This window comes from Microbulbifer salipaludis, assembly GCF_017303155.1.
GTDB classification, from domain to species: domain Bacteria; phylum Pseudomonadota; class Gammaproteobacteria; order Pseudomonadales; family Cellvibrionaceae; genus Microbulbifer; species Microbulbifer salipaludis.
Genome location: NZ_JAEKJR010000001.1, coordinates 1,149,122 through 1,173,650, shown reverse-complemented (window position 1 = coordinate 1,173,650; position 24,529 = coordinate 1,149,122). Strand labels below are relative to the sequence as shown.

Sequence of the window (24,529 nt, the reverse complement as noted above, 5' to 3'; positions counted from 1 at the left end):
AACCCTGTGATATGCGGTGAGCTCACTTGAGGGTTTTTCTTTCCATCATCCGTGAAGAAAAAAGGAACCACTCACCGCCATCGTCGGGATTATTTAACCTGGCCGCTGCAGGCCTCGGCCTTGGTGTTGTAATTGCCGCATTTGATGGGTGCGGTCCAGTCAGCAATCAGGTCTTTGGATCCCGGCAGGAAGTCCGACCAGGCATCGCCCGGTACGACATCGTCGGTGGCCCAAACCACTTCAAACTGACCGTCATCCTGAATCTCGCCAATGAATACCGGCTTGGACAGGTGGTGGTTTTTGTTCATTTTGGCAATACCGCCGGTGAGATTCGGGAACTCGATGCCGATCATCGCTTGCTCCACCGCATCCACGTCCGTGGTGCCCGCTTTTTCCACCGCCTTGGCCCACATATTGAAGCCGATATAGGTGGCTTCCATTGGGTCATTGGTTACACGCTTTTCGTCACCAATGAACTTCTTCCACTGCTGAACAAAGTAGTCATTAGCCTCGCTGTCGATACCCTGGAAGTAGTTCCATGCGGCCAGGTGTCCGACCAGCGGACCGGTATCGATACCGGAGAGTTCTTCCTCACCCACGGAAAACGCCACCACTGGGATGTCTTCGGAGCTCACGCCCTGGTTGGCGAGTTCTTTGTAGAACGGCACATTGGCGTCACCGTTAATGGTGGAGACCACGGCGGTCTTTTTACCGGCGCTGCCGAACTTCTTGATATCAGACACGATGCTCTGCCAATCGGAGTGACCGAACGGTGTATAGCTGATCATGATGTCTTCTTTGGCGACGCCGCTGTCGGTCAGGTACGCCTCAAGAATCTTGTTGGTGGTGCGTGGATACACGTAGTCAGTGCCGGCGAGTACCCAGCGTTCAACTTCCAGGTCCGACATCAGGTAATCCACGGCAGGAATGGCCTGCTGGTTGGGGGAAGCACCGGTGTAAAACACATTTTTCGAGGACTCTTCACCCTCGTACTGCACCGGGTAGAACATGAGCCCGTTCAGCTCCTCAATCACCGGCAGCACCGACTTGCGCGATACCGATGTCCAGCAGCCAAAGATCACATCAACCTTCTCTTTGGTGAGCAGCTCACGCGCCTTCTCCGCAAACAACGGCCAATCGGAAGCCGGGTCGACCACCACCGCTTCCAGTTGTTTACCCAGCAGGCCACCCTTGCGATTCTGCTCTTCCACCATCATCAGCACGGTGTCTTTGAGGGTAGTTTCGCTGATGGCCATGGTGCCGGAGAGGGAGTGCAGCACACCCACTTTAATGGTCTCTGCGGCCAGTGCGGCAGCACTCACCACACTGGTGCCTGCGGCAAAAGCCAGGCTGGCGATAATTTTCTTCATGTTCATAGACTTGCTCCTTGTATTTTTATTGCTGGCGCAGCACACCGTTGGCGGCTGCGCGTTTACAGGTCTTAAAGCTGGACTTGCATTCCGAGACTCAATACATCGACATCCGCGCCCGCATAGCCCGATGCATTGGCATCACCGGAGACAAAACTGAGATTCAGGCGGGTGTTGTGGCCATTGACCACGTAGTTGAGACCCAGCTCGGTGGAACTGCTGCTGTCGGCATCGGAGGGGCTGTTTTCGACCAGACGCAGGTACGGCTGGAATTTTCCGGGGCCAACATTACTCGGGAATAAATAGGCTGCGGTGGCAAATGCGGACTCGCCATCAAACAGGCAGAAGCAGTCGCCGGTCATCGGCTGGGAAGCGACGGTGTAGTCCGCATCGAAGCTCTTGTACTCTGCCTCAACGGTGATCACACCACCGGCATCCAGTACGGTTTCCGACAGCATGTCCACCGTCCAGCCGGAGAAGTCACCGGCGAATTCTTCACTGCCCACGCCGTCTTCCTGACTTTGCAGGGAGAGCGCCAGGGTAAAGATATTGCCCAGGCCACCGTAGTAGGTGGAGCTGGTGTAGTACCCGGGGTTGGATTCCATATTCAGGAAGTTGTAGGCAAAGCGCGCGGCGTACAGTGGGTTCTCGTCCTGGTTGCTGTATTCGTCGAGGCCGATAAAGCTACCCGCGGCATACTGGAATTTGCCGGCGGTGCCCCAGAAGGTAATCCCTTCATCACGGCCGATCAGACCCGCTTGGCCGCCCTGGTCGGAGGCATACAGCGGCTGGCGATACTGGTTCCAGCTGAGGGCATAGTAGGGGCCGCTCATCTCGATACGATCCGCTGGGGTCAGCATGCGCCCGGCCCAGATATTGAACGCGGGACTGAACTCGAACTGGGCAATGGCATCCAGCACGTCCACAGTATCGCCATCCCGCTGCTGCAGGTTGAAGGTGAATTTCACGGTGTCACTCAGCTGGCCGGAGCTATACACGCGGATATCCGGCATGGTGAATGCACTATCCCCCTCCACCGACTGGAATTGGGAGCGAAAGCCGGCACCGATACTGAATGTCTGCCCGCCTTCGGACTCGAACTGCTTTGCCGCCGCCGGCAGCGACACCATGCTCGCGGCCAGTACGCCCACCGCACAGGCGCTGCTCAACCAGGTGCTTCTCGACTGAAGCACTTGTTGCGGTCGTTTTCCTCTTGAACACATCTCCATGGTCATCCCCTCTGTTGTCGTCTCGATTGGTTATTTTTTGGTGGTATCGATTATTCGACCGCAGGCACAGGGGAGCCATACGCGTATTGGGGCCGGTAACTACGTCATTTGACGGTTTCCAGAAGTATGCGGAGACGTACACTAAAGATGGCAGGAAACCACACAGAATCCGGTATTCTTGTTGCATAAAAAAACAAATAACCAAGGCGGCACCCGGTGGTTGGAATATTTACGGGCAACGATAACGACGGGCAACAACACACCATGCGACCCGCACAACAGGTATTCCGCGTCCGGCGGACCTACAACAAGTGGGTAGGGGACGAGACCCTCGAAGACTTCGCGCTGCGCTTCACCGCGTTGCGCGGGCGCCGTTTTACCATTGAACAGGTCGCCAAAACCGCCCTGGGGGCGACGGCGTTTCTCGCACTGGAAGCGATCGCTGCCGCGGTCACCCTGAATTACGGCTTCGTCAATACGGTGGCGGCCATGCTCGCCGTGGCCGCGGTCATCTTCATCACCGGTTTCCCGATCACCTACTACGCCGCTAAACACGGGCTGGATATCGACCTGCTTACCCGCGGCGCCGGCTTCGGTTACCTCGGCTCCACCATCACCTCACTGATCTACGCCTCGTTTACGTTTATCTTTTTTGCCATCGAGGCCGCCATTCTCACCTCCGCCCTGCACGCCCTGCTGGGCATCCCCCCCGCCATCGGCTACATATTCTGTGCCGTTGCAGTGATCCCCATCGTGACCCACGGCATCCAGGCAGTAAGCAAATTCCAGATTGGCACCCAGCCCCTGTGGCTGCTGCTGCAATGCCTGGCGCTGGGGATTGCTGCGTGGTTTGAACTCTCGCGGGTGGGAGACTGGACCCAGTACACACCGCAGCACAACCCGGCGGGGGCGGCATTCGACTGGATGCTGTTCGGCGCAGCCAGCGCGGTGTTTTTTGCGATGGTGGCGCAGATTGGCGAACAGGTGGATTACCTGCGTTTTATGCCGGAGAAAACCCGGGAAAATCGCCGACGCTGGTGGTTCTGGCTGACCCTGGCCGGGCCGGGCTGGATTCTGATCGGGGTCATCAAGATGTTGTTTGGCTCGTTTCTCGCGTATCTCGCCATCACCGATGGCGCCTCAGCCGAGCAGGCCGCTGACCCGGTGTACATGTACCAGAGCGTCTTCAACTACGTGACTCAATCCCCCACCATGGCATTGATTCTGGCGGGCGTGATGGTGCTCATCTCACAAATGAAGATCAACGTCACCAATGCCTACGCAGGCTCCATTGCCTGGTCGAACTTTTTCTCGCGGCTGACCCGCAGCCATCCCGGCCGTGTCGTGTGGCTGGTGTTCAATGTCAGTATCGCCCTGATTCTGATGGAGCTTGGTATTTACCGTGCACTGGAAGGCGTACTCGGCGTTTTTTCGCTGGTGGCCATCAGCTGGCTGGGCTGCCTCGCTGCAGACCTGATGATCAACAAGCCGCTGGGCATCAGCCCGTCCTACGTGGAGTTCAAGCGCTCGCACCTGTACGACTTCAACCCGGTGGGCGTGGGCTCCATGCTGCTGGCATCGGTCATCGGCATCCTGTGTTATCTGGGCCATTTTGGTGAGGGGGCGAAAAATTTCGCCAGTTTTATCTCTCTCGGCATCTGCTTTGTGATGGTACCGCTGCTGGGCCTTGTGACCCGCGGCCATTTTTATCTTGCGCGTCATCAGGATTATTTCGATGGTGATGACGCACCTGCGGGCAGCACCCGCATCCAGTCCGCACAGACCTGCTGCATCTGCGAAAATGATTTCGAACCCGCCGATATGAGCCACTGCCCGGCCTACCGCGGCCCGATCTGCTCACTGTGTTGCTCGCTGGACTCCCGCTGCCTCGACGCCTGTAAACCGGACGCACGCTTTTCCCAGCAACTCGCCACCTTTGCCAAAATGCTGGTACCGGAACAGGTGGTGAACGGGGTGGACTCACGACTGGGGCGCTTTGCCTTTTTATTGCTGGGTGCCAGCGTGGGGATTGCGGGGATTCTGTCGCTGATTTACGGTCAGCTTCAGCCCGCCAGCGAGAGTGATGCCGCGTTGCTCAACCAGGCCATGTGGACCCTGTTCGTGGTGCTGTTGCTGATCGCCGGTGTGCTCGCCTGGCTGTTCCTGCTGACCCACGACAGCCGCATCGTTGCGCAGATGGAGTCCAACCGCCAGACGCGCCTGTTGCTGAACGAAATCGAAGCGCACAAGGAAACCGACCGCGCCCTGCAGGCCGCAAAGGAGCAGGCGGACCGCGCCAACAGTGCCAAAAGCCGTTACCTCTCCGGTATCAGCCACGAATTGCGCACTCCCCTGCAATCCATTCTCGGCTATGCGCAACTGCTCAACCAGCAGCAGGATATTCCCGAGAAACATCGCAATGGGCTGCGCATCATCAAGCGCAGCGGGGAATACCTCACCGATTTGATCGAGGGCCTGCTGGATATTTCCAAAATTGAAGCAGGACGCCTGGACATCTACCGCAACCACGTGCGACTGCCCGAGCTGCTCGAACAGATGGTGGACATGTTTCGCCCACAGGCCGAATCAAAAGGCGTGCGCTTCTATTGCCATATCCACAATCCGCTGCCATCCACCGTAATCGCCGATGAAAAGCGCCTGCGGCAGATACTGATTAACCTTCTGTCCAACGCGATAAAGTACACCCGCGAGGGTCAGGTGGAATTCCACATCCGCTATCGCAATCAGGTGGCCGAGTTCACCATTGTCGATACCGGTGTGGGCATACACCGGGAAGATCAGGCGCGCATTCTCAAACCCTTTGAGCGAGTGCGCAACGGCACCACACCGGTGGCTACCGGCACCGGGCTGGGGCTGACCATTGCCTACCTGCTGACGGAAATCATGGGCGGCGAATTGCGCCTGGAAAGTGCAGTGGGCAAAGGCAGCCGCTTCACCGTGTCTCTGTTGCTGTCGTGGGTGGAGGACGATCGTCGCAGCGAAGTACCGGAACGCCACATCAGCGGCTATCGGGGTCCACGGCGCAGCGTGATGGTGGTGGACGACGAGCCGATTCACCGCGGGCTGATTGGCGACCTGCTGACACCCCTGGGCTTTTCCATACTGGAGGCACAAAGCGGCGAGGATTGCCTCGCCCTGGTGCAGCATCAGTGTCCAGATCTGTTTCTGCTGGATGTGACCATGCCGGGCATCAACGGGCTGGACCTTGCGCAGGAACTGCGCGCACGCAAACTATCCGCGCCCATTGTCATGCTCTCGGCGGATGCCCAGGAGCGACACCTGAACCCCGGTGACAGTGAACCCGCCCATCACGATGCCTATCTGGTGAAACCCCTGGTGAACCAGAAATTGTTCGACACCCTGGCCCGATTACTGAACCTGGAGTGGGTCTACGGCATGGATAGCGACACTGCCGCCCGGCCCACGTTGACGCCAACCGGAAAAGCAGAAGTGCTGCCGGAGCATCCACTGGTGGCGGAACTGCTGGCCTACGCCCGCATCGGCTACCGCAGCGGTGTACACCGTACGCTGGACCGGCTTGCCGCGGCGTCGGTGATAACCGCACATCGCATCGACGAATTTCGCCAGTTGGCGGACACCATGCGTTTCGAGCAGTTGAGCGAAGCGCTGGAAATCAAGGAGCGTGAATGAAAACCTGTGACGATACCGCGACCCGCTCGCAGCCGGCGGCGGACACGCACACGGGTGATATCGTGCTGGTGGTGGACGATTCGCCCGATACCCTGAGCCTGATTAACGACATTCTGGAGCAGGCAGGGATCGACGTACTGGTCGCGCTGGATGGCAGCCAGGCGCTGAACATTGCCCGCCGCCTGCGCCCGGATATGATTCTGCTGGACGCGGTCATGCCGGGGCTGGATGGATTCGAAACCTGCCGCTTATTGAAGGCCGACCCGGAGCTGGCGTCGATTCCGGTTATTTTTATGACGGGGCTGACCGAATCGGAAAGTATCGTGCGCGGCCTCGAAAGCGGCGGCGTGGACTACCTGACCAAGCCAATCCAACCCAGTGAGTTACTGGCGCGCATGAAGGTACACCTGAGCAATGCCCGCCTGACCTCCAGCGCCCACCAGGCACTGGACTCGACGGGACAGTTTCTGTTTACGGTGGATACCGAAGGCCGCATGCACTGGGCTACCCCGCAAACCTATGCCCTGCTGAGCAGCGCCGGTGGCCTGGAGCCCGACACGCAAGCGCAGGTTGCTGAGCATTTACAGGTTTGGCTCTCGCGCAACCCGGATGGGGGGCAGAAGCTGAAGCTCGAGGGTTTGCGCAAACCGCTGGCGGTGGTGTTTATCGAACAGCGGGACGCAACGATGTTTTTATTAAAGCTGGTGGACGACGGCGGCCCCGCCGGTGAGGATATCTTGCGCGAGAAGTTATCGCTCACCAAGCGGGAATCGGAAGTACTGTTCTGGATCGCCAATGGCAAAACAAACCGGGAAATCGGTGAGATTCTCAGCGTCAGCCCGCGCACGGTGAACAAACATCTGGAGGGAGTTTTCTCCAAGCTTGGGGTGGAGAACCGGACCGCTGCGGCGGGCATTGCGATTCGGGCGATAAACCCGGATTCTTGAGTGATGAGGCTGACAGGGGCTGGCAGCGACTAGCGGATGCTAGGGGCCTGGATAGCGGCAAAGCGCCGGGTAACGCCTGTAAAAACCGTTACCCACCGCCCGTTCTTCGCATCCCGGTGATTCGTCCGGAGCGTGTCGATTGCTGGTCTCGCGTATCACGGTTTTTCTGAGCGGCTTTTCACGGCTTTTCTGATCAGGAAAACCGCCAGCGCACTCACCGACAGCGCCATTGCAAGCCACAGCATATGGTGCATTTCGTGAATCACGCCAGCAGGCGCATGGCCTTCGTGAGCCTGGGAAAACAGGCTAAAGGTTGCGCCAGTCAATGTAGTAACAGCCAGGAGTATTTTTTTCAGTTTCATGTTGCTCTCTACTTCTTGAATTTTCTCAGGGGGTAACTTAAGCGATTGCGGGGATGGCTTTTTCTTCCAGCATGCCCTCGCGCACGATGAACTGGATAATCTCTTTCAGACCCTTCTGCACTTTCAGGTTAGAAAAGACAAAGGGGCGCTCGCCGCGCATTTTTTTGGCATCCCGGTCCATGACCTCAAGCGAAGCGCCAACCAGCGGAGCCAGGTCGATCTTGTTGATGATCAACAGGTCAGAGCGGGTAATACCCGGACCACCTTTACGCGGAATTTTGTCACCAGCGGATACGTCAATGACGTAGATGGTCAGGTCGGAAAGCTCCGGACTGAAGGTGGCGCTCAGGTTGTCCCCGCCGCTCTCCACAAAAACCACATCGAGCGCGCCGTGGCGGGCGATGAGTTCGTCGATGGCGGCGAGGTTCATCGACGCATCTTCACGAATGGCGGTGTGCGGGCATCCCCCCGTCTCCACACCGAGAATGCGATCCGCGCTCAGCGCCTCGTGCTGGGTGAGGAACTTTGCATCTTCCTGGGTGTAAATATCGTTGGTGACCACGGCGATGTCGTAGTGCTCGCGCATGGCGCCGCACAGCTCACGCAACAGCGCCGTTTTACCCGAGCCTACCGGGCCGCCAATGCCCACTCGCAGGGTCTGTTTGTTGGATGTGGTCATGGTATTGCTCTCCCAAATACGGATTAAGACCGGAACAGGCGACTGTACTGGTGTTCATGCTGCGCGCTGGCGATAGCGAGCGCGGGCAAGCCGGCACCGAGGTCGGCATCTTGCAGCGCACGCGCGTGCAGGATGGCCGCGGGCACCTGTTGTTGTATTTCCCCAAGCAATCGCTGGGCCTGTGTCTGCCCCAGCGGCACCAGTTTGGTGGCGGCGGCCACCTGATTTTCCAGCCATGCCCACACCAGGCCGAGTAACGCGGCTTCTTCATTCAGCTGCCAGTGGTGAGCGGCGATGGCAAAGGCGGCCACGAAGCTGGTTTCTTTCTGGGTGAAGGGCTGCGCCACCTGCAGCTGCACCAGCAGCCGCACCAGGGCATTGCCGGTGGCGGTATCGGTCAGGCGCAGTTCGCGGGTTTCCCGGCAGGCAAGTGCGTAATCGTTCCAGTAGCGCAGCCGTTCCACGTCATTGCCCTGCAGGGCCCGATGGCAGCGCAACAGAATAGGGCAGTCGACCTGTGCGAGGGATGCCTTCAACTGCACCGAGAGCCAGTCGCGGGTGTGATCCAGTGTTGTCACCCAACCGGCATCCACCGCATATTCCAGCCCCTGAGAGAAGGCGTAACCCCCAACCGGTAGACTGGCGCTGGAGAGCTGTAACAGGCGCAACAGCGCCACGTCAGTGGTGGTGATGCTCATGATGGTCGTGATGGTGTTGCTGGCCGTGGGTATGGCCATGGGCATGCCCGCCGCTGTAGGCACCGGACTCGGGGACAAATACCGCGTGTTCGCGTGTCAGGCTGAGCCCGAGCAGCTCGAGCATTTCTTCCAGTACGTGGTCGGGGGTAATCCGCAGCCAGCGGCCGCTGTCTGCACTGCCAAGCTGCAGCTTTACGTGGCGGTTACCCAGGTGATAACAGGCGCGGCTAAATAGAAACCAGTCTTCACAACGGGCGGTGGTTACCGGCTCTTGCGCACCGACCACCTCCACCAGCTTGCCGCACTGGCTCTGCAAAATTTCGCCCACCTGCAGCGGCTTTCCCCGCTCCAGGAAAATACGCACTTCGCTGCCGTCGGTGGCCTGCGCGCGCAACCGGCCACGATCACGCTGCAGGTGATCCAGCACCACAACATACTGTGCGGTTTTGCCGCTATGGGTGCCAAGGCGTTGGTAAATATCCAGTGTCACGTTTGTACTCCCGTTCATGCGCCGATCCACGCGTTCAGCCAGAACCATCAAAACAGTGTGTAGCGCTGAGCCAGTGGCAGCTCGGTGGCCGGTTCGCACGTCAACAATTCGCCATCGGCGCGCACTTCATAGGTTTGCGGATCGACGCTGACATCCGGCTGCCAGTCATTCAGCAGCATGTCTTTCTTGCGGATATTGCGGGTATTTTTACACGCTACCAGATTGCGCTGCAGGCCAAGCTTTTGCCCCACGCTGTTTTCCAGCGCCGCCTGCGACACAAAGGTCACCGAGGTTTTTGCCGCAGCCATTCCGTGGGCACCGAACATGGGCCGGTAGTGCACCGGTTGCGGCGTGGGAATGGAAGCGTTGGGGTCGCCCATGGGCGCGGCGGCTATCATCCCGCCCTTCAAAATTATCGAAGGTTTGATGCCGAAAAAGGCGGGCTTCCACAGTACCAGGTCTGCCAGTTTCCCCACTTCGATGGACCCCACCTCGTGGGCAACGCCGTGGGTAATGGCGGGGTTGATGGTGTACTTGGCGATATAACGGCGCGCACGAAAATTGTCCGCGCCCGCGGTTTCACCGGAGCAGTCTTCTGCCAGGTTGCCGCGCTGCACTTTCATTTTGTGCGCGGTCTGCCAGGTGCGGGTAATTACTTCGCCCACACGGCCCATCGCCTGCGAATCCGATGCAATCATGCTGAAGGCGCCGAGATCGTGAAAAATATCTTCGGCGGCAATGGTTTCCTTGCGAATGCGGGAATCGGCAAACGCAATATCCTCCGGAATACTGGTGTCCAGGTGGTGACACACCATCAGCATGTCGAGATGTTCGTCTACGGTGTTCACCGTGAACGGGCGCGTGGGATTAGTGGAAGACGGTAATACATTGTCCGACGCACAGGCCTTGATGATGTCCGGCGCGTGACCGCCACCGGCACCTTCCGTGTGATAGGTGTGAATCGCGCGGCCCTTGAAAGCGCCGATGGTGTCATCGACAAAACCGGATTCGTTCAGGGTATCGGTGTGAATCGCTACCTGCACATCGTATTTTTCCGCCACCGTCAGACAGCAGTCGATCGCCGCCGGTGTAGTGCCCCAGTCTTCGTGCAGTTTCAGACCGCAGGCGCCCGCATCCAGCTGTTCTTCCAGCGCCTCTGGCAAACTCGCATTGCCCTTGCCGAGAAAGCCAAAGTTCATCGGCAGGCTATCGGTAGCCTGCAGCATTTTGCCAATATTCCACGGGCCTGGGGTGCAGGTAGTCGCATTGGTGCCTGTCGCCGGGCCGGTGCCGCCGCCGATCATGGTAGTCACGCCAGACATCAGCGCCTCTTCCACCTGCTGCGGACAGATAAAATGAATATGCGCATCGATGCCGCCCGCGGTCAGGATCGAGCCTTCGCCGGCGATGATTTCGGTTCCCGGGCCGATAACGATGTCCACCCCCTCCTGCACATCGGGATTGCCCGCCTTGCCGATGCCTGCGATGCGCCCGTCCTTTACCGCAACGTCCGCCTTGACCACACCCCAGTGGTCGAGAATCAGCGCGTTGGTGATGACGAGGTCGGGGGTCTCGGCGGACGGCCGCTGACTCTGCCCCATACCATCGCGAATGACCTTGCCACCGCCGAACTTCACCTCATCGCCGTAGCGGGTGAAGTCTTTCTCGACCTGTAACCAGAGTTCTGTATCCGCCAGGCGAACACGATCGCCAGTGGTGGGGCCGAACATCTGTGCGTAGCTTTCTCGATCCATGCTGCTCACGGTATTGGCTCTCCCACACTGTCCAGCGGCCCCATCACCGCACCGCGAAAGCCGTAGACTTCGCGACGACCGGCATAGGCCACCAGTTCCACCTCACGGCCCTGCCCCGGCTCAAAGCGCACAGCGGTGCCCGATGCAATATTGAGGTGAAAACCCCGCGCCTGTGCGCGCTCAAATCGCAGCGCCGGGTTGGTCTCGTAAAAATGGTAATGGGACCCTACCTGAATCGGCCGATCACCGGTATTTTCTACCCGCAACCTGCGCGTCTCACGACCGGGATTGAGTTCGATGTCGCCCCGCTCGGAAGCGACCTGGATTTCTCCGGGAATCATAGGTGCCCTTTTATTTTTTCGGTTGTATCAACTGATTGGGTTATGCACGGTGACCAGTTTGGTGCCGTCCGGGAAGGTCGCTTCAACCTGGACTTCGTGCACCAGCTCGGGCACGCCCTCCATGACCTGGTCCGCGTTCAAAATCTCGCGGCCATAGCCCATCAGCTCGGCGACACTTTTGCCGTCCCGCGCACCTTCCATAATTTCCATGGTGATGAGCGCGACCGCCTCGGGATAATTCAGTTTCAAACCTCGCGCCAGCCGGCGCTCGGCAAGCAGGGCTGCGGTAAACACCACTAGCTTGTCTTTTTCTCTCGGCAATAATTCCATGCAAAACCTGCAGTGCGTTTGCTCTAACTAAGTAGTCGGATCTTGATCAAGTGCGCCAGATTCTCGGAGCGCAGGGCGGGCGCCCCAGCCATACCGGGCGCAACCGTTTCCACAATTCCGTAAACAGGCCGCGCACCTCGAATGCGCAACGTCCCAGTGCACGCAACACCAGCAGTTCGCCCACCAGGGTGATGCCCGCTATGCCGGTGTGGTTATGCGCGGCGATTATTTCCCGGCATTCCTCCACCACGGTTTCTTCCAGCGCAGCATCGAATGGCCCCATCACCAGAAGCCCGTTCACGGCCTGCCCCTGCAGGCCCGCACGCGCCTGTAAAATTTCCTCGCCACACAGTCGCAGGGATTCCACCAGCAAAGGGGTGCCTTCACGGAAAATTTCCAGCCGCTGTATCAGGGTGCCATTGGCAAACGGAGCATTGCAGGCGGGCAGGCCCAGTGAAGTGACCTCCCACCCCGCAAAGCGCGCCCCCCGCGCAAGGTCCACACGGGTGTGCATGGCACCGTTGGCACCGGGGTAGGCAATGTTCTCCAGAGGCAACCACTCGAGGCTCGCGCCCGCTTCAACCTGCAGCGCGGTGCTCTGGCACTGCAGCAAACCATCGGGACGCGCGCGATAGACGCGCCCCGCGCCGGTGGTGGTGACCAGTGCCGCCGCGTCTTGCTGCACCTGTACCCGAATATCCAGCCGATCCCCGGAAACCAGCCCGCCCGGCGGGTGCAAAAGATACACATGGGCCAGGTCAGGGCCCTCTGGATAAAAGGGCTTTTGCACATACAGCGGCCCCGAATGCCGGTTGCGCGCCAGACGACAGCCCCGTGCGCCACGCGCAAACTGCAGCTCCAGGTCCGCATGCCAGCGGTGCGCGCCGACGGTGTCGGTCATTCTCGGATCGGGTACGGCGAGTTGGTTCATACACACTCTGACGGCTGCTACCCGCCTCCTGGCCTAACGGCCACGACAGGTTGGATTCAAGGCCAATGGAAACAAGATTCCAGAGCGAGGGGTATGCGTCATTTGACGTAAGGCTCTACCGGAGCCGGGAGAGGGAATAGCAACGGCAATGATGCCAGATGCCGCTGTGCGACCGGTTGCGGCTACGCGGAAAGAAAACAGAGAGAAAGAGAAAGAGGCAAAGAAGGAAAGGGACACCGAAGGGTATCGCGTGGCACCCGCAGGCGGGTGTATTGACCTGCCCCGGTGGCGCGACCGCCTCCGGGGTCAGGTGTACCCCCCGATTAAGAGGCGTTCTTCAAAAAAGCCAGCATCCAGCGCGCCATGGCACTGGTGTGAATATCGTTGGTCAGGGATTCCTTGCCCTTCTCCACCATATCTTCCCCGAAGACCTCTTTGCGCAGCTCCATCAGTCCCTGGGAATAGGGTTTGGTAAATTCAGGGTGGGCCTGCATGGTCAGCATGTGCTCACCCACCTGCAGCAACGCGTAAGGACAGAAATCACTGGAGGCGATCACCCGGGTGCCCGGTGCCGGCGTTATCACCTGGTCCTGGTGACTCACCAGCAGGCTGAACGACTCCTGCGGTTCCACCATCCACGACGGTGTTTCCTGCACCTCGTAACTGTGTACCCCAACACCCCAGCCTTTTTCCGATTTGCGGGTCTCGCCACCCAGTGCATGCGCGATCAGCTGATGCCCGAAGCAGATCCCCAGGGTCGGCTTCCGGCGCGCATGCAGCTCCCGCACAAACGCCATCAGTGGCGCTATCCAGGGCTGATCATCGTAAACGCCGGTTTTGCTGCCGGTAATCAGGTAGGCATCGACCTCATCGATATCCTCCGGGTAGTGCCCGTGCTGCACTTCGTAGGTCACAAACTCCAGAGACGGATCTTCGCGTTTGAGTAGGTCCGCAAACATCTCCGGGTATTCACCGAACTCCCCCACCAATTGGGGGCGTACATCGTCGGTCTTCAGAACACCAATCTTCATAGCCGCTCCGCTGTCATCCATTGCATCCAATTTTGTGATCACATTATTGCGCCAAGGCGATCGGTGAACAACTGGCTACAGGATGGCACCCAAACAAACGCAAAAATATTGCGCAATCCAACCCGCAGCTAGACTAAAAATGTTGTATCCAAAGCCTTCGAAGTTCAAGGAGTGAATTATGCAAGCAGCCAGGAAGGCCGCCACCTTTACCGCCGTTGCGCTCGGCGCCACCCTCGGCGCCAGCCAGTGTCTTGCCGATTACGAGCAGGGCGACGTCATCGTCCGTATCGGCTGGGGCCTGGTAGACCCGGATGACGATTCCGATTTACTGCGCATCGACAATACCGTCGACCTGCTGGACACCCGCGTGTATGTAGACGATGGTGACAGCGCCACCTTCACCGGCACCTGGCTATTTGCCGACCATTTTGGCCTCGGCCTGCTGGCCGCGCTGCCGTTCGAGCACGACCTGTCCGTCGGTGGGCTACCTGACCCCAACAACCCCGGTGACCTGCTGGGCAAGGTGGACCTGGGCAGCATTGAGCACCTGCCCCCCACGCTCACCGTGCAGTGGTTCCCGGTATGTAAAGAGTCCTGGGTACAGCCTTATGTGGGCATCGGGGTCAACTTCACCACCTTTATGGATGAAGACATCAGCAACGTCGCCCAGGACTACTTCGTGGATGTGCTCGATGCTTCCAGCAATGCCAGGCTGAAGCTCGATGACTCCTGGGGTCTCGCCGGCGAGGTGGGTATCGACATCATGTTCGGCCGCGACAGTAACTGGCTGTTCAACGCCGCTGTGTGGTACCTGGATATCGACACCAAGGCGAAGATCGACTTCCGCACCACTCAGGGCGCTAACACGCGCATTACCACCGACGTGGACATCGATCCTTTCGTCTACTCGGTAGGACTCGGCTACAAGTTCTGATCGACGGCGTCTGCGGGCATCCCGGTGCCCGCAGGCCCGCTCTGGTCCCGCCCCATCCCCGAATGCCCCACCAGCGCCTGCTGACAAAGATTGCTTTCTGTGCCCGCCCACTGGCAGCATGCCCCCTCTTGCACCGATAATTGGCCCGAAGATTGCCCGAAACAGTGGCAACCAGAACATAAAAACCGGAATCGCCGCCCCCAAAGGCATCGCTGTCATTTTTCATGTATGATTGCGCGCCAATTGATCATTTTTTGGCCGGCAGGCAACCTCACAGGAGAAATAATGACGACATCCACTTCCCCCAGTGACATCCAGCCCGCCGGCAACGGTAAGAAAACCGCCTTTACCCGCTTCCTCGACACCGTGGAATGGCTGGGTAACCTGCTCCCCCACCCGATTACCCTGTTTGCCATGTTCGCCGTGGGTGTGGTGATTCTGAGTGGTATCGCAGCTTTCTTTGACCTGTCGGTGAATGACCCGCGCCCGGTGGGTGCCGCCGGCCGCGCCGAGGATGGCGTCATCCATGTGGTCAACCTGCTGTCCGGGGAAGGGCTCAGAACCATTGTCACCACACTGGTGACCAACTTCACCGGCTTCGCGCCGCTGGGCACGGTGCTGGTGGCCCTGCTGGGCGTCGGTATTGCCGAGCACTCCGGCCTGCTCTCCGCCGCCGTGCGCGGCATGGTACTGAAGGCTTCCAAGCGTACCGTTACCGTGATCGTGGTCTTCGCCGGCATCATCTCCAACACCGCCTCAGAACTGGGTTACGTGGTGCTGATCCCGCTGGCGGCGATGATCTTCCATTCCCTCGGTCGCCACCCGCTGGCGGGCCTGGCGGCCGCCTTTGCCGGCGTCTCCGGCGGCTACAGCGCCAACCTGCTGCTGGGCACCGTAGACCCGCTGCTGTCGGGCATCACCGAATCCGCCGCGCATATGATCGACCCCAACTATGTGGTGGGCCCGGAGGTGAACTGGTACTTCATGATCATCAGTACCTTCCTGATCACCGCACTGGGCAGCTGGGTAACCCTCGCCATCGTCGAGCCCAAACTGGGTAAATACGACAACAGCGAGGCCTCCGTCGACCTGTCCCAGGACAAAATGACCCAGCTGACCGCCGAAGAAAAACGCGGCCTGATGTTTGCGGGGCTTGCGGTACTGGGTGTGTGCGGTTTGCTGGCACTCACCATCGTTCCCGAGTGGGGCGTGCTGCGCAATCAGGAAACCGGTCTGGTTTCTGGCTCCCCCTTCCTGAAGGGCATCGTGGCGCTGATCGTGGTGTTCTTCGCCATTCCCGGCTTCGTCTACGGCAAGACCGTGGGCACCATGAAGAATGACCGCGATGTGATCGACGCCATGTCCAAGAGCATGGGCACCATGGGCATGTACATCGTGCTGGTGTTCTTTGCCGCCCAGTTTGTGGCCTTCTTCAAGATGACCAACCTGGGCACCATCTTTGCGGTGCTGGGCGCCGAGGCCCTGCAGAGCATCGGCCTCACCGGCCCCGTGCTGTTCCTGTTCTTTATCATGATGTGTGGCGTGGTGAACCTGAGCCTGGGCAGTGCCTCCGCGCAGTGGGCGGTCACGGCACCGATCTTTGTGCCGATGCTGATGCTGCTGGGCTATGCGCCCGAGGTCATCCAGGCCGCCTACCGGATCGGCGATTCGGTCACCAATATCATCACTCCGATGATGAGCTACTTCGGCCTGATCGTGTCCTTCGCCACCCGCTACAAGAAAGATCTGGGCATGGGCACCCTGATTGCCACCATGATTCCGTATTCGATCTTCTTCTTTATCGGCTGGACCGCACTGTTCTTCCTGTGGGTCTTTGTCGCCGGTATGCCGGTTGGACCGGGTGCGGCCACTTACTTCACCATGTAACACCGGGCCGTAAGGATTGATTCCGTTTGCAGTGCATGGTTTGCTTCAGGGCTGGCCATGTACTGCAACACAGGATCCCACCGGTGAAAAAAACACTAATAGCCCTTTCTCTCTCCTCCCTGGCTTTTGCCTCCTCCATTTCCACTGCACACGCGCAATCCGCCGATGCCGAGCAACGACTGGCAAAAGCGCAGCCTAAAGTGATCGAGTGGCGCCGCCACTTGCACCAGAACCCGGAGCTGGGTAATCGCGAATTCGAAACCGCCAAGTACATCACCGCCCACCTGAAGTCGCTGGGTATGGAAGTGGAAACCGGCATTGCCCACACCGGTGTGGTTGCCCTGCTCAAGGGCGGCAAGCCCGGCCCTACCGTTGCCTTGCGCGCAGACATGGATGCACTGCCCGTCACTGAACAGGTGGATATTCCCTTCGCGTCGAAAGCGAAAACCGAATACAACGGCGAGCAGGTGGGCGTGATGCACGCCTGCGGCCACGACACCCACGTCGCCATGCTGATGGGCGCAGCGCAGGTGCTGGCGGAGATGCGCGAGGAGCTGGCCGGCAATGTCCTGTTTATCTTCCAGCCCGCCGAAGAGGGCGCACCGGACGGTGAGGAAGGTGGCGCAGAGCTGATGCTGAAAGAGGGTCTGTTCAAGAAATACAAACCGGATGTGGCTTTCGGCCAGCACGTAACCTCCAGCCTGCCCGTGGGCGTGATCGGCTACCGCTCCGGGCCGCTGATGGCGAGCTCCGACGAATTCCGCATCAACGTGAAGGGCCGCCAGACCCACGGTTCACGCCCGTGGGGCGGGGTTGACCCGATCACCGCCGCGGCACAGATCGTGATGGGCACCCAGACTCTGGTCAGCCGCCAGATCGACATCACCAAGGAGCCGGCGGTGGTCTCCTACGGCGTGATCGACGGAGGAATACGTAACAACATCATCCCCGACAGCGTTTACCTGAACGGCACCATCCGCAACTTTGACATGGATAACCGCCAGGAGATTTTCAAACGCCTGAAAGTGACCGCGGAGAAAATCGCCGAAAGCAGCGGTGCAACCGCAGAGGTGGAAATCCTCGAAGGTTATCCGGTGACCGTGAACAACCCGGAGCTGACCGCAGCCGCGATCCCCACACTCAAAGCCGCGGCGGGCGACAAGAATGTCATGGTGATCCCGAAAATCACCGGTGCTGAAGACTTTTCCTTCTTTGCCAATGAGGTTCCCGGTTTCTATTACTTCCTCGGGGTAACCCCAAAGGGCACCAACCCCGCGACCGCCCCCAGCAACCATTCACCACGCTTCTATGTGGATGAGAGTGCACTGGCGGTTGGCACCAGAGCACTCACCCAGCTGGCCCTGGATTATTTCGAACGGCAGGAAAACCAGTAACCAGCAGGCACAAAAAAAGGCGATCAATGATCGCCTTTTTTATGTCGCGGTATTTACGCCGTCTGCGTGCGTCGCTGTGGGCGACGTCGACGCTGGCCCGGCTTCGCGGCACCGTTACCATCTGCCGAGTTGCCGGTGTTGCCAGAGCGATTGCCGGAACGTCCATTGCCGCCACGGCCTTCCGAGCGTCCCTCAGAGCGGCCACCAGCACTACGGCTATCCGAATTACGGCCACCACCGCCGCGCTTGCCACCGGCCGGCTTGTTGCCGGAAGGTTTGCTCGCGCCGCCGCGACGCACCTGACTGCCCTTGCCGGGCTTGCCACCGGAGGCCGGCAGCTGGTGATCGGGCTCGAAGCCCTCGATCTCTTCGCGCTCGATCGGCTTCTTGATCAGCCTTTCGATATCCCACAACTGCTTGGCTTCATCGGCCGAAACCAATGATACCGCCTGGCCAGTGGCGCCCGCGCGGCCGGTACGGCCGATACGATGCACATAATCCTCCGGCACATTCGGCAGATCAAAATTCACCACCTGGGGCAGCTGGTCGATATCGATTCCGCGTGCGGCGATATCCGTGGCCACCAGAATCTGTACCTTGCCGTTTTTGAAGTCCGCCAGCGCCTTGGTGCGCGCGTTCTGGCTTTTGTTGCCGTGAATCGCCGCTGCGGGAATCCGGTTCTGCTCCAGTTGTTTGGCCAGACGGTTGGCGCCGTGCTTGGTGCGGCTGAATACCAGCGCCTGGTGCCAGCCGTTTTCCTTGATCAGGTGGCACAGCAAATTCGCCTTGCGCGACTTGTCCACCGGGTGCAGCTTCTGCTGCACGGTCTTGGTAGTGGTGTTGCGCGGGCTTACGTCGATCTCGACCGGATCATTCACCAGGCCCTTGGCCAGGGTGCGGATTTCCGGAGAGAAGGTTGCGGAGAACAGCAGGTTCTGACGCTTGGGCGGCAATGCGCGCAGGATTTTTTTGATGTCGTGAATAAAGCCCATGTCCAGCATACGGTCGGCTTCGTCCAGCACCAGGGTTTCCAGCTGATCAAACTTGATCGCACGCTGGTTGTAGAGATCCAGCAGACGGCCAGGGGTTGCGACAAGAATGTCCGCACCACCGCGCAGGCGCATCATCTGCGGGTTGATCTTCACACCGCCAAATACCACCGAGTGCCGCATGGGCAGGTACTGGCTATAGCTCTGTACATTGTCGAACACCTGCGCCGCCAGTTCGCGGGTCGGTGTCAGCACCAGTGCGCGCACCTGGTTATTGCGCGCGCGTTCGCCGGCACTCAGCTTGTGCAGCAGCGGCAAGGTGAAACCGGCGGTTTTACCGGTGCCCGTCTGGGCGGCGGCCATCACGTCGCCGCCGCGCATGACCACCGGGATGGCCTGTTCCTGAATCGGGGTCGGTTTGGTATAGCCCTGTTCCGCAACAGCGCGCGCGATTTCCGGCGCGAGGCCGAGGTCTTCAAAAAGCATAGAAATTCTTACTTGAGAGCGGCCGGCTGAACAATCGCACCGACCCGCGTTACGCCCGAGCCTGTTGCTCCGGGCAAAAATTGACATGCTCATTCCGCCGCGCCCCTCTCAGCTTCAGAGTCAGGGCCGATGTTCCACGAAATGAGATTGGTTGCCGCCAAAGGCGTTAGCCGAAAATTCTTCTTCGGCAGGGTGCGGCATTCAGTAGAGAGGAATCGGACACACTGATTAGCACAGTGTTCCAGAAATGAGCCGAAAATCACTCCGGCCTACAGATGACGCAACCGGCATTAATGCCAGCCGCGGCACTATACCACAGCGCAACGGACTGCCCAGTTTTATTTACTCCCCAATTCCAGTTAGGCTTTCTGCTCGGCGCGAGCTCCCGCACAGGGCCATTGGCGCTGGAACTCCGGCCAAGGCGCCGCTGCACCGAACGCGGTGAAACAGCTGCTGTTGGGCTATATATACAAACATTAATAATAATTTTCGGAGGTTCCCATGGAATCCGGCCCCCTCGTCTCAATCGGGTTACCCCTTTCGCTGTTCGTGATCATGATCGGGATCGGCATGACCCTGACGGCGCGCGACTTCCATCAGGTCACGGTGAAACCCACTGGCCTCATCGTCGGCACGCTGGCGCAGATACTGTTGATGCCGCTGGCGGCCTTCGCGCTTGCCTGGGCGCTCGACCTGCCTCCGGCCATGGCCGTGGGCCTCGTGGTGATCGCCGCCTGCCCCGGCGGCACCACATCCAACCTGTTTACCCTGCTGGCGAAAGGGAATGTCGCGCTGTCTATTGTGCTGACCGTTGCCGCCAGCCTGATCACCATCATGACCCTGCCGCTGTTCGCCAATTTCGCCCTCAAACTGTATTTCGGCACCCAGCAGGAGATCACCCTGCCCTTCACTAAAACCGTATTAACGCTCTCTGCCATCGTGCTGTTGCCGGTAGCACTCGGCATGGGCATCAAGGCCCTGCGGCCAGCACTGGCGGCCCGGGCCGAAAGCATCGTGAGCCTGTTCGGCGCACTGGTCCTCGCCACCCTGATCATTGGCATCATCTACGGCATACGCGATCGCTTTGTCGACCTGCTAATTCAGGCCGGCCCCGCCATCATCGCGCTGAACCTTCTGGGTATTGCGGTCGGCCTGCTGTGCACCCGCGCCGCAGGGCTGGGCAACCGCGAGCGCCTTGCGGTGGCCATCGAGCTGGGCATCAAGAACGGCACCCTGGGCCTGATGGTAACCCTGACCCTGCTGCACTCCAGCAGTATGTCGGTGCCCTCCGCTATCTACGGGGTCATCATGTTCCCGCTGGGCTTCCTGCTGGCCGCCTATGGCCGGCACCTGGCCAGAGTCCACGCAAGCACAAAACCTGCAGAAGCACCCCGCACCGCCGAAGCGCGATAACCCCAAACCGGTACATCCGTGCGTTGCCTCAGGATAAGCAGTGAGGCAACGCAGGCTACGATACGTCTTTCCCGCCCGGTACCATTGCCAGCCAGCGGCTCGCGGCACACAATATCGCCGCCAAATCCAGCAGGCACACGTTCGGTAAAACCAGAGGATGAACCATGGCGATGCATATCAATGCGGACTTCGATCAACGGGTGGTGATTCGGCCAGATCAGTACCAGTGGGTAGATTCACCCATGCCCGGCGTTGAGCGTATGATGCTGGACAGAATTGGCGACGAGGTAGCAAGAGCGACTTCCATTGTGCGCTATCAGCCCTTCAGTGAATTTTCATCCCATGCGCATTCCGGCGGAGAAGAATTTTTTGTTCTGGATGGCGTCTTTTCGGACGAGCACCAGGACTACGGAAAGGGCAGCTATGTGCGCAACCCCATCGGCACCGCTCACACCCCTAGAATCGGCAAAGAAGGTGCGACCATTTTCGTCAAACTGCACCAGTTCGACCAAGCCGACACGCAACAGAAGGTGATTGATACCAACACACAACCCTGGCTCCCGGGGCTGGTGGATGGCCTTCAGGTCATGCCTTTACACGACTTCCAGGCAGAACATGCCGCGCTCGTGAAATGGGCACCCAACACGCGCTTCAATCCGCATCAACACTGGGGCGGCGAGGAGATTTTCGTAATCGAGGGCACCTTTCATGACGAGTACGGCAGCTACCCCAAAGGCTCCTGGCTGCGCAGCCCGCACCTCAGCCGGCATACGCCGTTTACCAAAGAGGACGGCGCACTAATCTATGTCAAGACGGGGCACCTGCCGGAAGCAATATAGGAGTTGCCGTCAACGTCAGGGCAACAATAAACGGTATCGCTCATCGGGCGCCGCAAACGTGTATGAGGCAAGGCGTAGCGGCGCGTCTCACCGATCGAGGGAAGTGCCGCCTCTCTACGTATTACTTTTTATGCCCAGCTGCTCCTGAAGCCATTCAACGGAGTCATTATCGAGCTCTTCCCAGCCCACCTCGGATAGCGCCCTCAGCCTTTCTCGGGCTTCTTTATTGCGCTGAACTTCTTTCTCAAAATCTCTGATCTGCTCTTTGGTTGGCTCCGGTTGCGCCAGCATCGCAAAGCGGTTGCGTAACACCCTGTTGATAAGTATTCGACTCGCTTCGTTCATCGATTTGTAGGGTCCTTCAGTATTGACCAATTTCTATGGGTGATTCCCTGGTGATAGCCCCCAGTCGCTGACCATACTTGTCAATCTCGCTCGTCCTTTGCTCCTCGCTCATCCGAACTGGGGCATAGACGATTTGGGGCGCGAGAACATCGAAGCCAGTAAATTCGAGCATGCCCCGATGAATCGGTCTCAAGATCGCAAAGATGTCTCCGTTAAAGCCATCTTTGGCATAAGCTTCCGCGGGGCCGCCGGTGGTCAAAGAGAGAAGTGCCCTCTTTCCCTTGAACATACCATCTTCATAGATTCTTCCACCACCATAGGTTCTTCCCATCGCGAAGGTACGATCAACCCAGCCCTTGAAAACAGCGGGGAGGCCGAACCACCACAGCGGGAATTGCCAGATCATCAAATCGCACCATTCGATCTTCTGTATTTCACGTTCAAGATCGGGAGCGAAGCCGTCTACTTCTGTTGCATGCATTTCCTCAATCTGCAACTTGAGGAAATCAGGGTCCTTGACGCTCTGGAAGTTTGCACGACTCGACACAGGATCGAACCCCATGGCGAAAAGATCGGAAGTCTTCACCTCCCACCCTGCATCTACCAATGCTCTCTGGGCACCGAGGAACATGGCATGGTTAAAGCTCTTCGGCTCCGGGTGCCAATACACAATGAATGCCTTCATATCACTTCCTCCAGGGCTATATCTTTCCTTGCTACCCAGCATCCTGATCAGCAGTCGCAGATGCGATCCGCTGGAGAGATAAGCGATACCGTCATTTATAGCTCGGTAACGCCTGAATATCTTATGCCAGAAAGCAATGCCAGCTCCCGATGCCACGTCGCCAGGTCGTTTTGATTGAACTGACTTAAGGAGTGATGACCACAGGCTCTTGCCATTACCTGCATCAGCTCTGTTGATGCTTCCAGGAAGTTTTTCAATTGTTCTGCTGATTTATCCACATTGAGCCGTTGTCGCAAGTCAGCCTTCTGGGTTGCAATTCCGGCAGGACAATTATTCGTGTTACACATACGTGCAGCAACACAGCCTATGGACTGCATTGCACTGTTGGCTATCGCGACACCGTCTGCACCTAACGCCATCGCTTTGACAAAGTCCATAGGAACACGCAGGCCGCCTGTAATAATCAGGGTAACTTCATTCCGTACACCCTGCTGATCAAGGTAACGTCTCGCACGCGCTAGCGCCGGTATCGTTGGCACACTGATGTGATCACGAAACATTTCAGGCGCAGCACCTGTACCGCCACCGCGTCCATCCAGAATGATATAGTCGGCACTTGCATCCAACGCAAACTGGATATCCCGCTCAATATGATTGGCACTGAGCTTGAAGCCAATGGGTATACCACCAGTTATTTCCCGCACATGGTCCGCAAACGCCTTGAAGTCGTCGACAGAGTTCAGGTCCTTAAACGTCGGAGGCGATATGGCATCAATACCCTCAGGAATCCCTCGCACTTCGGAAATTTTGCCCAAATTCTTGTTCCCGGGAAGGTGTCCGCCGGTGCCGGTCTTAGCGCCCTGCCCACCTTTAAAGTGAAAAGCCTGAACCTGGGTGAGCTTTGTCTCATCATAGCCAAACTGAGCGCTGGCCAGTTCATAAAAATAACGCGAGTTAGCCTGTTGTTCTTCAGGCAACATGCCGCCCTCACCAGAGCAGATGCCCGTACCCGCCATCTCAGCCCCCTTCGACAGGGCAATTTTGGCCTCTTCGGACAGGGCGCCAAAACTCATGTCTGATACAAACAGGGGGATTTTCAATGTCAGCGGTTTGCGGGCCTTCGGACCGATCACCAGCTCAGTATTAACAGTGGCATCCTCGAATAGTGGCTTGGTTGCCATTTGCGCCACCATCACCTGAATATCATCCCAATGAGGAAGCTGATGACGTGGCACGCCCATGGACGTCATAGGGCCGTGATGCCCCATCTTCGACAAACCTTCCCTTGCCAGCTGGTGAATAAATTCAACCGTAGGCTCTTCTTTCGTCGCACTCGCGACGGGCGCATTCGCACTATTGGCCTGTATTCCCGGACCCTCTTTCCCTATCGCGTCACTTTGGAACTGTTTATGACTGCCATCGCAAAAGGGCAAGTTCATGGAATGCTTGCATTGACACAAATAGCTATCACCACTTTCCTCCACGACAAAGGGTTTTGGTTTAAAATCGGTGCCGGCATGTGATCCATCACAAAACGGTTGGTTTTTCGATCGACCACAGGCGCAAAAGTAATACTCTTCATCTTTTGTAAGACTCACCTTCACGGGCTTATTGTCTGCTACGACTGGCTTCATGTGTCAGTTTTCCTCTACAAGGTAGGCTGTCTGGCGGAAAGCCAAAGACTTGTGGCTTTAGTGCCCGGCAACGACATCCGATCTATGGA

General features: G+C 58.4%; 22 protein-coding genes. 7 read left to right on the top strand and 15 right to left on the bottom strand.

Annotated elements, in window-relative coordinates; genetic code table 11:
- Positions 1-89 precede the first annotated feature (89 nt).
- A complete protein-coding gene (gene urtA / locus JF535_RS04940; RefSeq protein ID WP_242523709.1) occupies positions 90-1,370 on the bottom strand; it encodes an urea ABC transporter substrate-binding protein in 1,281 nt (426 codons plus the stop codon).
- A 71-nt stretch (positions 1,371-1,441) separates the two neighbouring features.
- Positions 1,442-2,563 carry a hypothetical protein gene (locus JF535_RS04935; RefSeq protein ID WP_206999717.1) on the bottom strand — a complete coding sequence of 374 codons (1,122 nt, stop codon included), beginning with the start codon at positions 2,561-2,563 and terminating at the stop codon, positions 1,442-1,444.
- A gap of 252 nt (positions 2,564-2,815) precedes the next feature.
- Here JF535_RS04935 and JF535_RS16930 point away from each other — a divergent pair, with 252 nt between their 5' ends.
- Both JF535_RS16930 and JF535_RS04925 read left to right on the top strand, forming a co-directional pair.
- Positions 2,816-6,271, top strand: a complete 3,456-nt coding sequence (locus tag JF535_RS16930) for an ATP-binding protein (RefSeq protein WP_206999714.1) — start codon at positions 2,816-2,818, stop codon at positions 6,269-6,271.
- Positions 6,268-7,218 (top strand): response regulator transcription factor, encoded by a 951-nt coding sequence (locus JF535_RS04925; RefSeq protein WP_206999712.1) that lies wholly within the window; start codon positions 6,268-6,270, stop codon positions 7,216-7,218. The genes JF535_RS16930 and JF535_RS04925 overlap by 4 nt, the downstream gene beginning before the upstream one ends.
- Positions 7,219-7,373: 155 nt before the next feature.
- Here JF535_RS04925 and JF535_RS04920 read toward each other — a convergent pair whose 3' ends face one another.
- From JF535_RS04920 to JF535_RS04880, 9 genes are all read right to left on the bottom strand, one after another.
- On the bottom strand, positions 7,374-7,580 hold the full coding sequence (locus JF535_RS04920; protein ID WP_206999709.1) for a hypothetical protein: 207 nt from the start codon (positions 7,578-7,580) through the stop codon (positions 7,374-7,376).
- A 37-nt stretch (positions 7,581-7,617) separates the two neighbouring features.
- A complete protein-coding gene (gene ureG / locus JF535_RS04915; protein WP_066961319.1) occupies positions 7,618-8,259 on the bottom strand; it encodes an urease accessory protein UreG in 642 nt (213 codons plus the stop codon).
- Between the two features lie 23 nt (positions 8,260-8,282).
- Complete coding sequence (locus tag JF535_RS04910) at positions 8,283-8,996, bottom strand: urease accessory protein UreF (RefSeq protein ID WP_242523591.1); 714 nt, start codon at positions 8,994-8,996, stop codon at positions 8,283-8,285.
- Positions 8,938-9,465: an urease accessory protein UreE gene (gene ureE, locus JF535_RS04905; protein WP_206999707.1), complete on the bottom strand. Its 528-nt coding sequence runs from the start codon at positions 9,463-9,465 to the stop codon at positions 8,938-8,940. Before ureE ends, JF535_RS04910 begins: the two co-directional genes overlap by 59 nt.
- A gap of 29 nt (positions 9,466-9,494) precedes the next feature.
- Positions 9,495-11,210: an urease subunit alpha gene (gene ureC / locus JF535_RS04900; RefSeq protein ID WP_206999705.1), complete on the bottom strand. Its 1,716-nt coding sequence runs from the start codon at positions 11,208-11,210 to the stop codon at positions 9,495-9,497.
- A complete protein-coding gene (locus tag JF535_RS04895) occupies positions 11,207-11,542 on the bottom strand; it encodes an urease subunit beta (protein WP_206999703.1) in 336 nt (111 codons plus the stop codon). The genes ureC and JF535_RS04895 overlap by 4 nt, the downstream gene beginning before the upstream one ends.
- A gap of 27 nt (positions 11,543-11,569) precedes the next feature.
- A complete protein-coding gene (locus JF535_RS04890; RefSeq protein WP_206999694.1) occupies positions 11,570-11,872 on the bottom strand; it encodes an urease subunit gamma in 303 nt (100 codons plus the stop codon).
- A gap of 46 nt (positions 11,873-11,918) precedes the next feature.
- Complete coding sequence (locus JF535_RS04885) at positions 11,919-12,803, bottom strand: urease accessory protein UreD (RefSeq protein ID WP_206999692.1); 885 nt, start codon at positions 12,801-12,803, stop codon at positions 11,919-11,921.
- Positions 12,804-13,126: 323 nt separating this feature from the next.
- On the bottom strand, positions 13,127-13,834 hold the full coding sequence (locus JF535_RS04880; RefSeq protein ID WP_206999684.1) for a glutamine amidotransferase-related protein: 708 nt from the start codon (positions 13,832-13,834) through the stop codon (positions 13,127-13,129).
- A gap of 178 nt (positions 13,835-14,012) precedes the next feature.
- On the opposite strand from JF535_RS04880, the gene JF535_RS04875 reads away from it, so the two are divergent.
- From JF535_RS04875 to JF535_RS04865, 3 genes are all read left to right on the top strand, one after another.
- The gene (locus JF535_RS04875; RefSeq protein ID WP_206999682.1) at positions 14,013-14,768 is read left to right on the top strand and encodes an OmpW/AlkL family protein; all 756 of its coding nucleotides are present in this window, start codon (positions 14,013-14,015) and stop codon (positions 14,766-14,768) included.
- A gap of 285 nt (positions 14,769-15,053) precedes the next feature.
- Positions 15,054-16,655 carry an AbgT family transporter gene (locus JF535_RS04870; protein ID WP_242523590.1) on the top strand — a complete coding sequence of 534 codons (1,602 nt, stop codon included), beginning with the start codon at positions 15,054-15,056 and terminating at the stop codon, positions 16,653-16,655.
- 83 nt (positions 16,656-16,738) lie between these two features.
- Positions 16,739-18,049 carry a M20 family metallopeptidase gene (locus JF535_RS04865; protein WP_340674123.1) on the top strand — a complete coding sequence of 437 codons (1,311 nt, stop codon included), beginning with the start codon at positions 16,739-16,741 and terminating at the stop codon, positions 18,047-18,049.
- A 53-nt stretch (positions 18,050-18,102) separates the two neighbouring features.
- Here JF535_RS04865 and JF535_RS04860 read toward each other — a convergent pair whose 3' ends face one another.
- Positions 18,103-19,524, bottom strand: a complete 1,422-nt coding sequence (locus tag JF535_RS04860; RefSeq protein ID WP_206999680.1) for a DEAD/DEAH box helicase — start codon at positions 19,522-19,524, stop codon at positions 18,103-18,105.
- A gap of 501 nt (positions 19,525-20,025) precedes the next feature.
- Between JF535_RS04860 and JF535_RS04855 the strand changes: the two genes are divergently transcribed.
- Entirely contained in the window at positions 20,026-20,937 is a 912-nt protein-coding gene (locus JF535_RS04855; protein WP_206999670.1) for a bile acid:sodium symporter family protein, read from the top strand.
- Between the two features lie 164 nt (positions 20,938-21,101).
- Positions 21,102-21,776 carry a cupin domain-containing protein gene (locus tag JF535_RS04850; protein WP_242523589.1) on the top strand — a complete coding sequence of 225 codons (675 nt, stop codon included), beginning with the start codon at positions 21,102-21,104 and terminating at the stop codon, positions 21,774-21,776.
- A gap of 114 nt (positions 21,777-21,890) precedes the next feature.
- Here JF535_RS04850 and JF535_RS04845 read toward each other — a convergent pair whose 3' ends face one another.
- From JF535_RS04845 to JF535_RS04835, 3 genes are all read right to left on the bottom strand, one after another.
- A complete protein-coding gene (locus JF535_RS04845) occupies positions 21,891-22,121 on the bottom strand; it encodes a hypothetical protein (protein WP_206999668.1) in 231 nt (76 codons plus the stop codon).
- Positions 22,122-22,137: 16 nt separating this feature from the next.
- Positions 22,138-22,806, bottom strand: coding sequence for an NAD(P)H-dependent oxidoreductase (locus JF535_RS04840; protein WP_206999666.1), 669 nt, complete (start codon positions 22,804-22,806; stop codon positions 22,138-22,140).
- A gap of 95 nt (positions 22,807-22,901) precedes the next feature.
- A complete protein-coding gene (locus JF535_RS04835) occupies positions 22,902-24,440 on the bottom strand; it encodes a glutamate synthase-related protein (protein WP_206999664.1) in 1,539 nt (512 codons plus the stop codon).
- Positions 24,441-24,529: the final 89 nt, after the last annotated feature.

Excerpts from the sequence above, each read along its gene's own strand:
- urtA (WP_242523709.1), bottom strand. The coding sequence starts at position 1,370 with ATGAAGAAAATTATCGCCAGCCTGGCTTTTGCCGCAGGCACCAGTGTG.
- JF535_RS04925 (WP_206999712.1), top strand. The coding sequence starts at position 6,268 with ATGAAAACCTGTGACGATACCGCGACCCGCTCGCAGCCGGCGGCGGAC.
- JF535_RS04920 (WP_206999709.1), bottom strand. The coding sequence starts at position 7,580 with ATGAAACTGAAAAAAATACTCCTGGCTGTTACTACATTGACTGGCGCA.
- ureG (WP_066961319.1), bottom strand. The coding sequence starts at position 8,259 with ATGACCACATCCAACAAACAGACCCTGCGAGTGGGCATTGGCGGCCCG.
- JF535_RS04910 (WP_242523591.1), bottom strand. The coding sequence starts at position 8,996 with ATGGCCATACCCACGGCCAGCAACACCATCACGACCATCATGAGCATC.
- ureE (WP_206999707.1), bottom strand. The coding sequence starts at position 9,465 with ATGAACGGGAGTACAAACGTGACACTGGATATTTACCAACGCCTTGGC.
- JF535_RS04895 (WP_206999703.1), bottom strand. The coding sequence starts at position 11,542 with ATGATTCCCGGAGAAATCCAGGTCGCTTCCGAGCGGGGCGACATCGAA.
- JF535_RS04890 (WP_206999694.1), bottom strand. The coding sequence starts at position 11,872 with ATGGAATTATTGCCGAGAGAAAAAGACAAGCTAGTGGTGTTTACCGCA.
- JF535_RS04885 (WP_206999692.1), bottom strand. The coding sequence starts at position 12,803 with ATGAACCAACTCGCCGTACCCGATCCGAGAATGACCGACACCGTCGGC.
- JF535_RS04880 (WP_206999684.1), bottom strand. The coding sequence starts at position 13,834 with ATGAAGATTGGTGTTCTGAAGACCGACGATGTACGCCCCCAATTGGTG.
- JF535_RS04875 (WP_206999682.1), top strand. The coding sequence starts at position 14,013 with ATGCAAGCAGCCAGGAAGGCCGCCACCTTTACCGCCGTTGCGCTCGGC.
- JF535_RS04870 (WP_242523590.1), top strand. The coding sequence starts at position 15,054 with ATGACGACATCCACTTCCCCCAGTGACATCCAGCCCGCCGGCAACGGT.
- JF535_RS04860 (WP_206999680.1), bottom strand. The coding sequence starts at position 19,524 with ATGCTTTTTGAAGACCTCGGCCTCGCGCCGGAAATCGCGCGCGCTGTT.
- JF535_RS04855 (WP_206999670.1), top strand. The coding sequence starts at position 20,026 with ATGGAATCCGGCCCCCTCGTCTCAATCGGGTTACCCCTTTCGCTGTTC.
- JF535_RS04850 (WP_242523589.1), top strand. The coding sequence starts at position 21,102 with ATGGCGATGCATATCAATGCGGACTTCGATCAACGGGTGGTGATTCGG.
- JF535_RS04845 (WP_206999668.1), bottom strand. The coding sequence starts at position 22,121 with ATGAACGAAGCGAGTCGAATACTTATCAACAGGGTGTTACGCAACCGC.
- JF535_RS04840 (WP_206999666.1), bottom strand. The coding sequence starts at position 22,806 with ATGAAGGCATTCATTGTGTATTGGCACCCGGAGCCGAAGAGCTTTAAC.
- JF535_RS04835 (WP_206999664.1), bottom strand. The coding sequence starts at position 24,440 with ATGAAGCCAGTCGTAGCAGACAATAAGCCCGTGAAGGTGAGTCTTACA.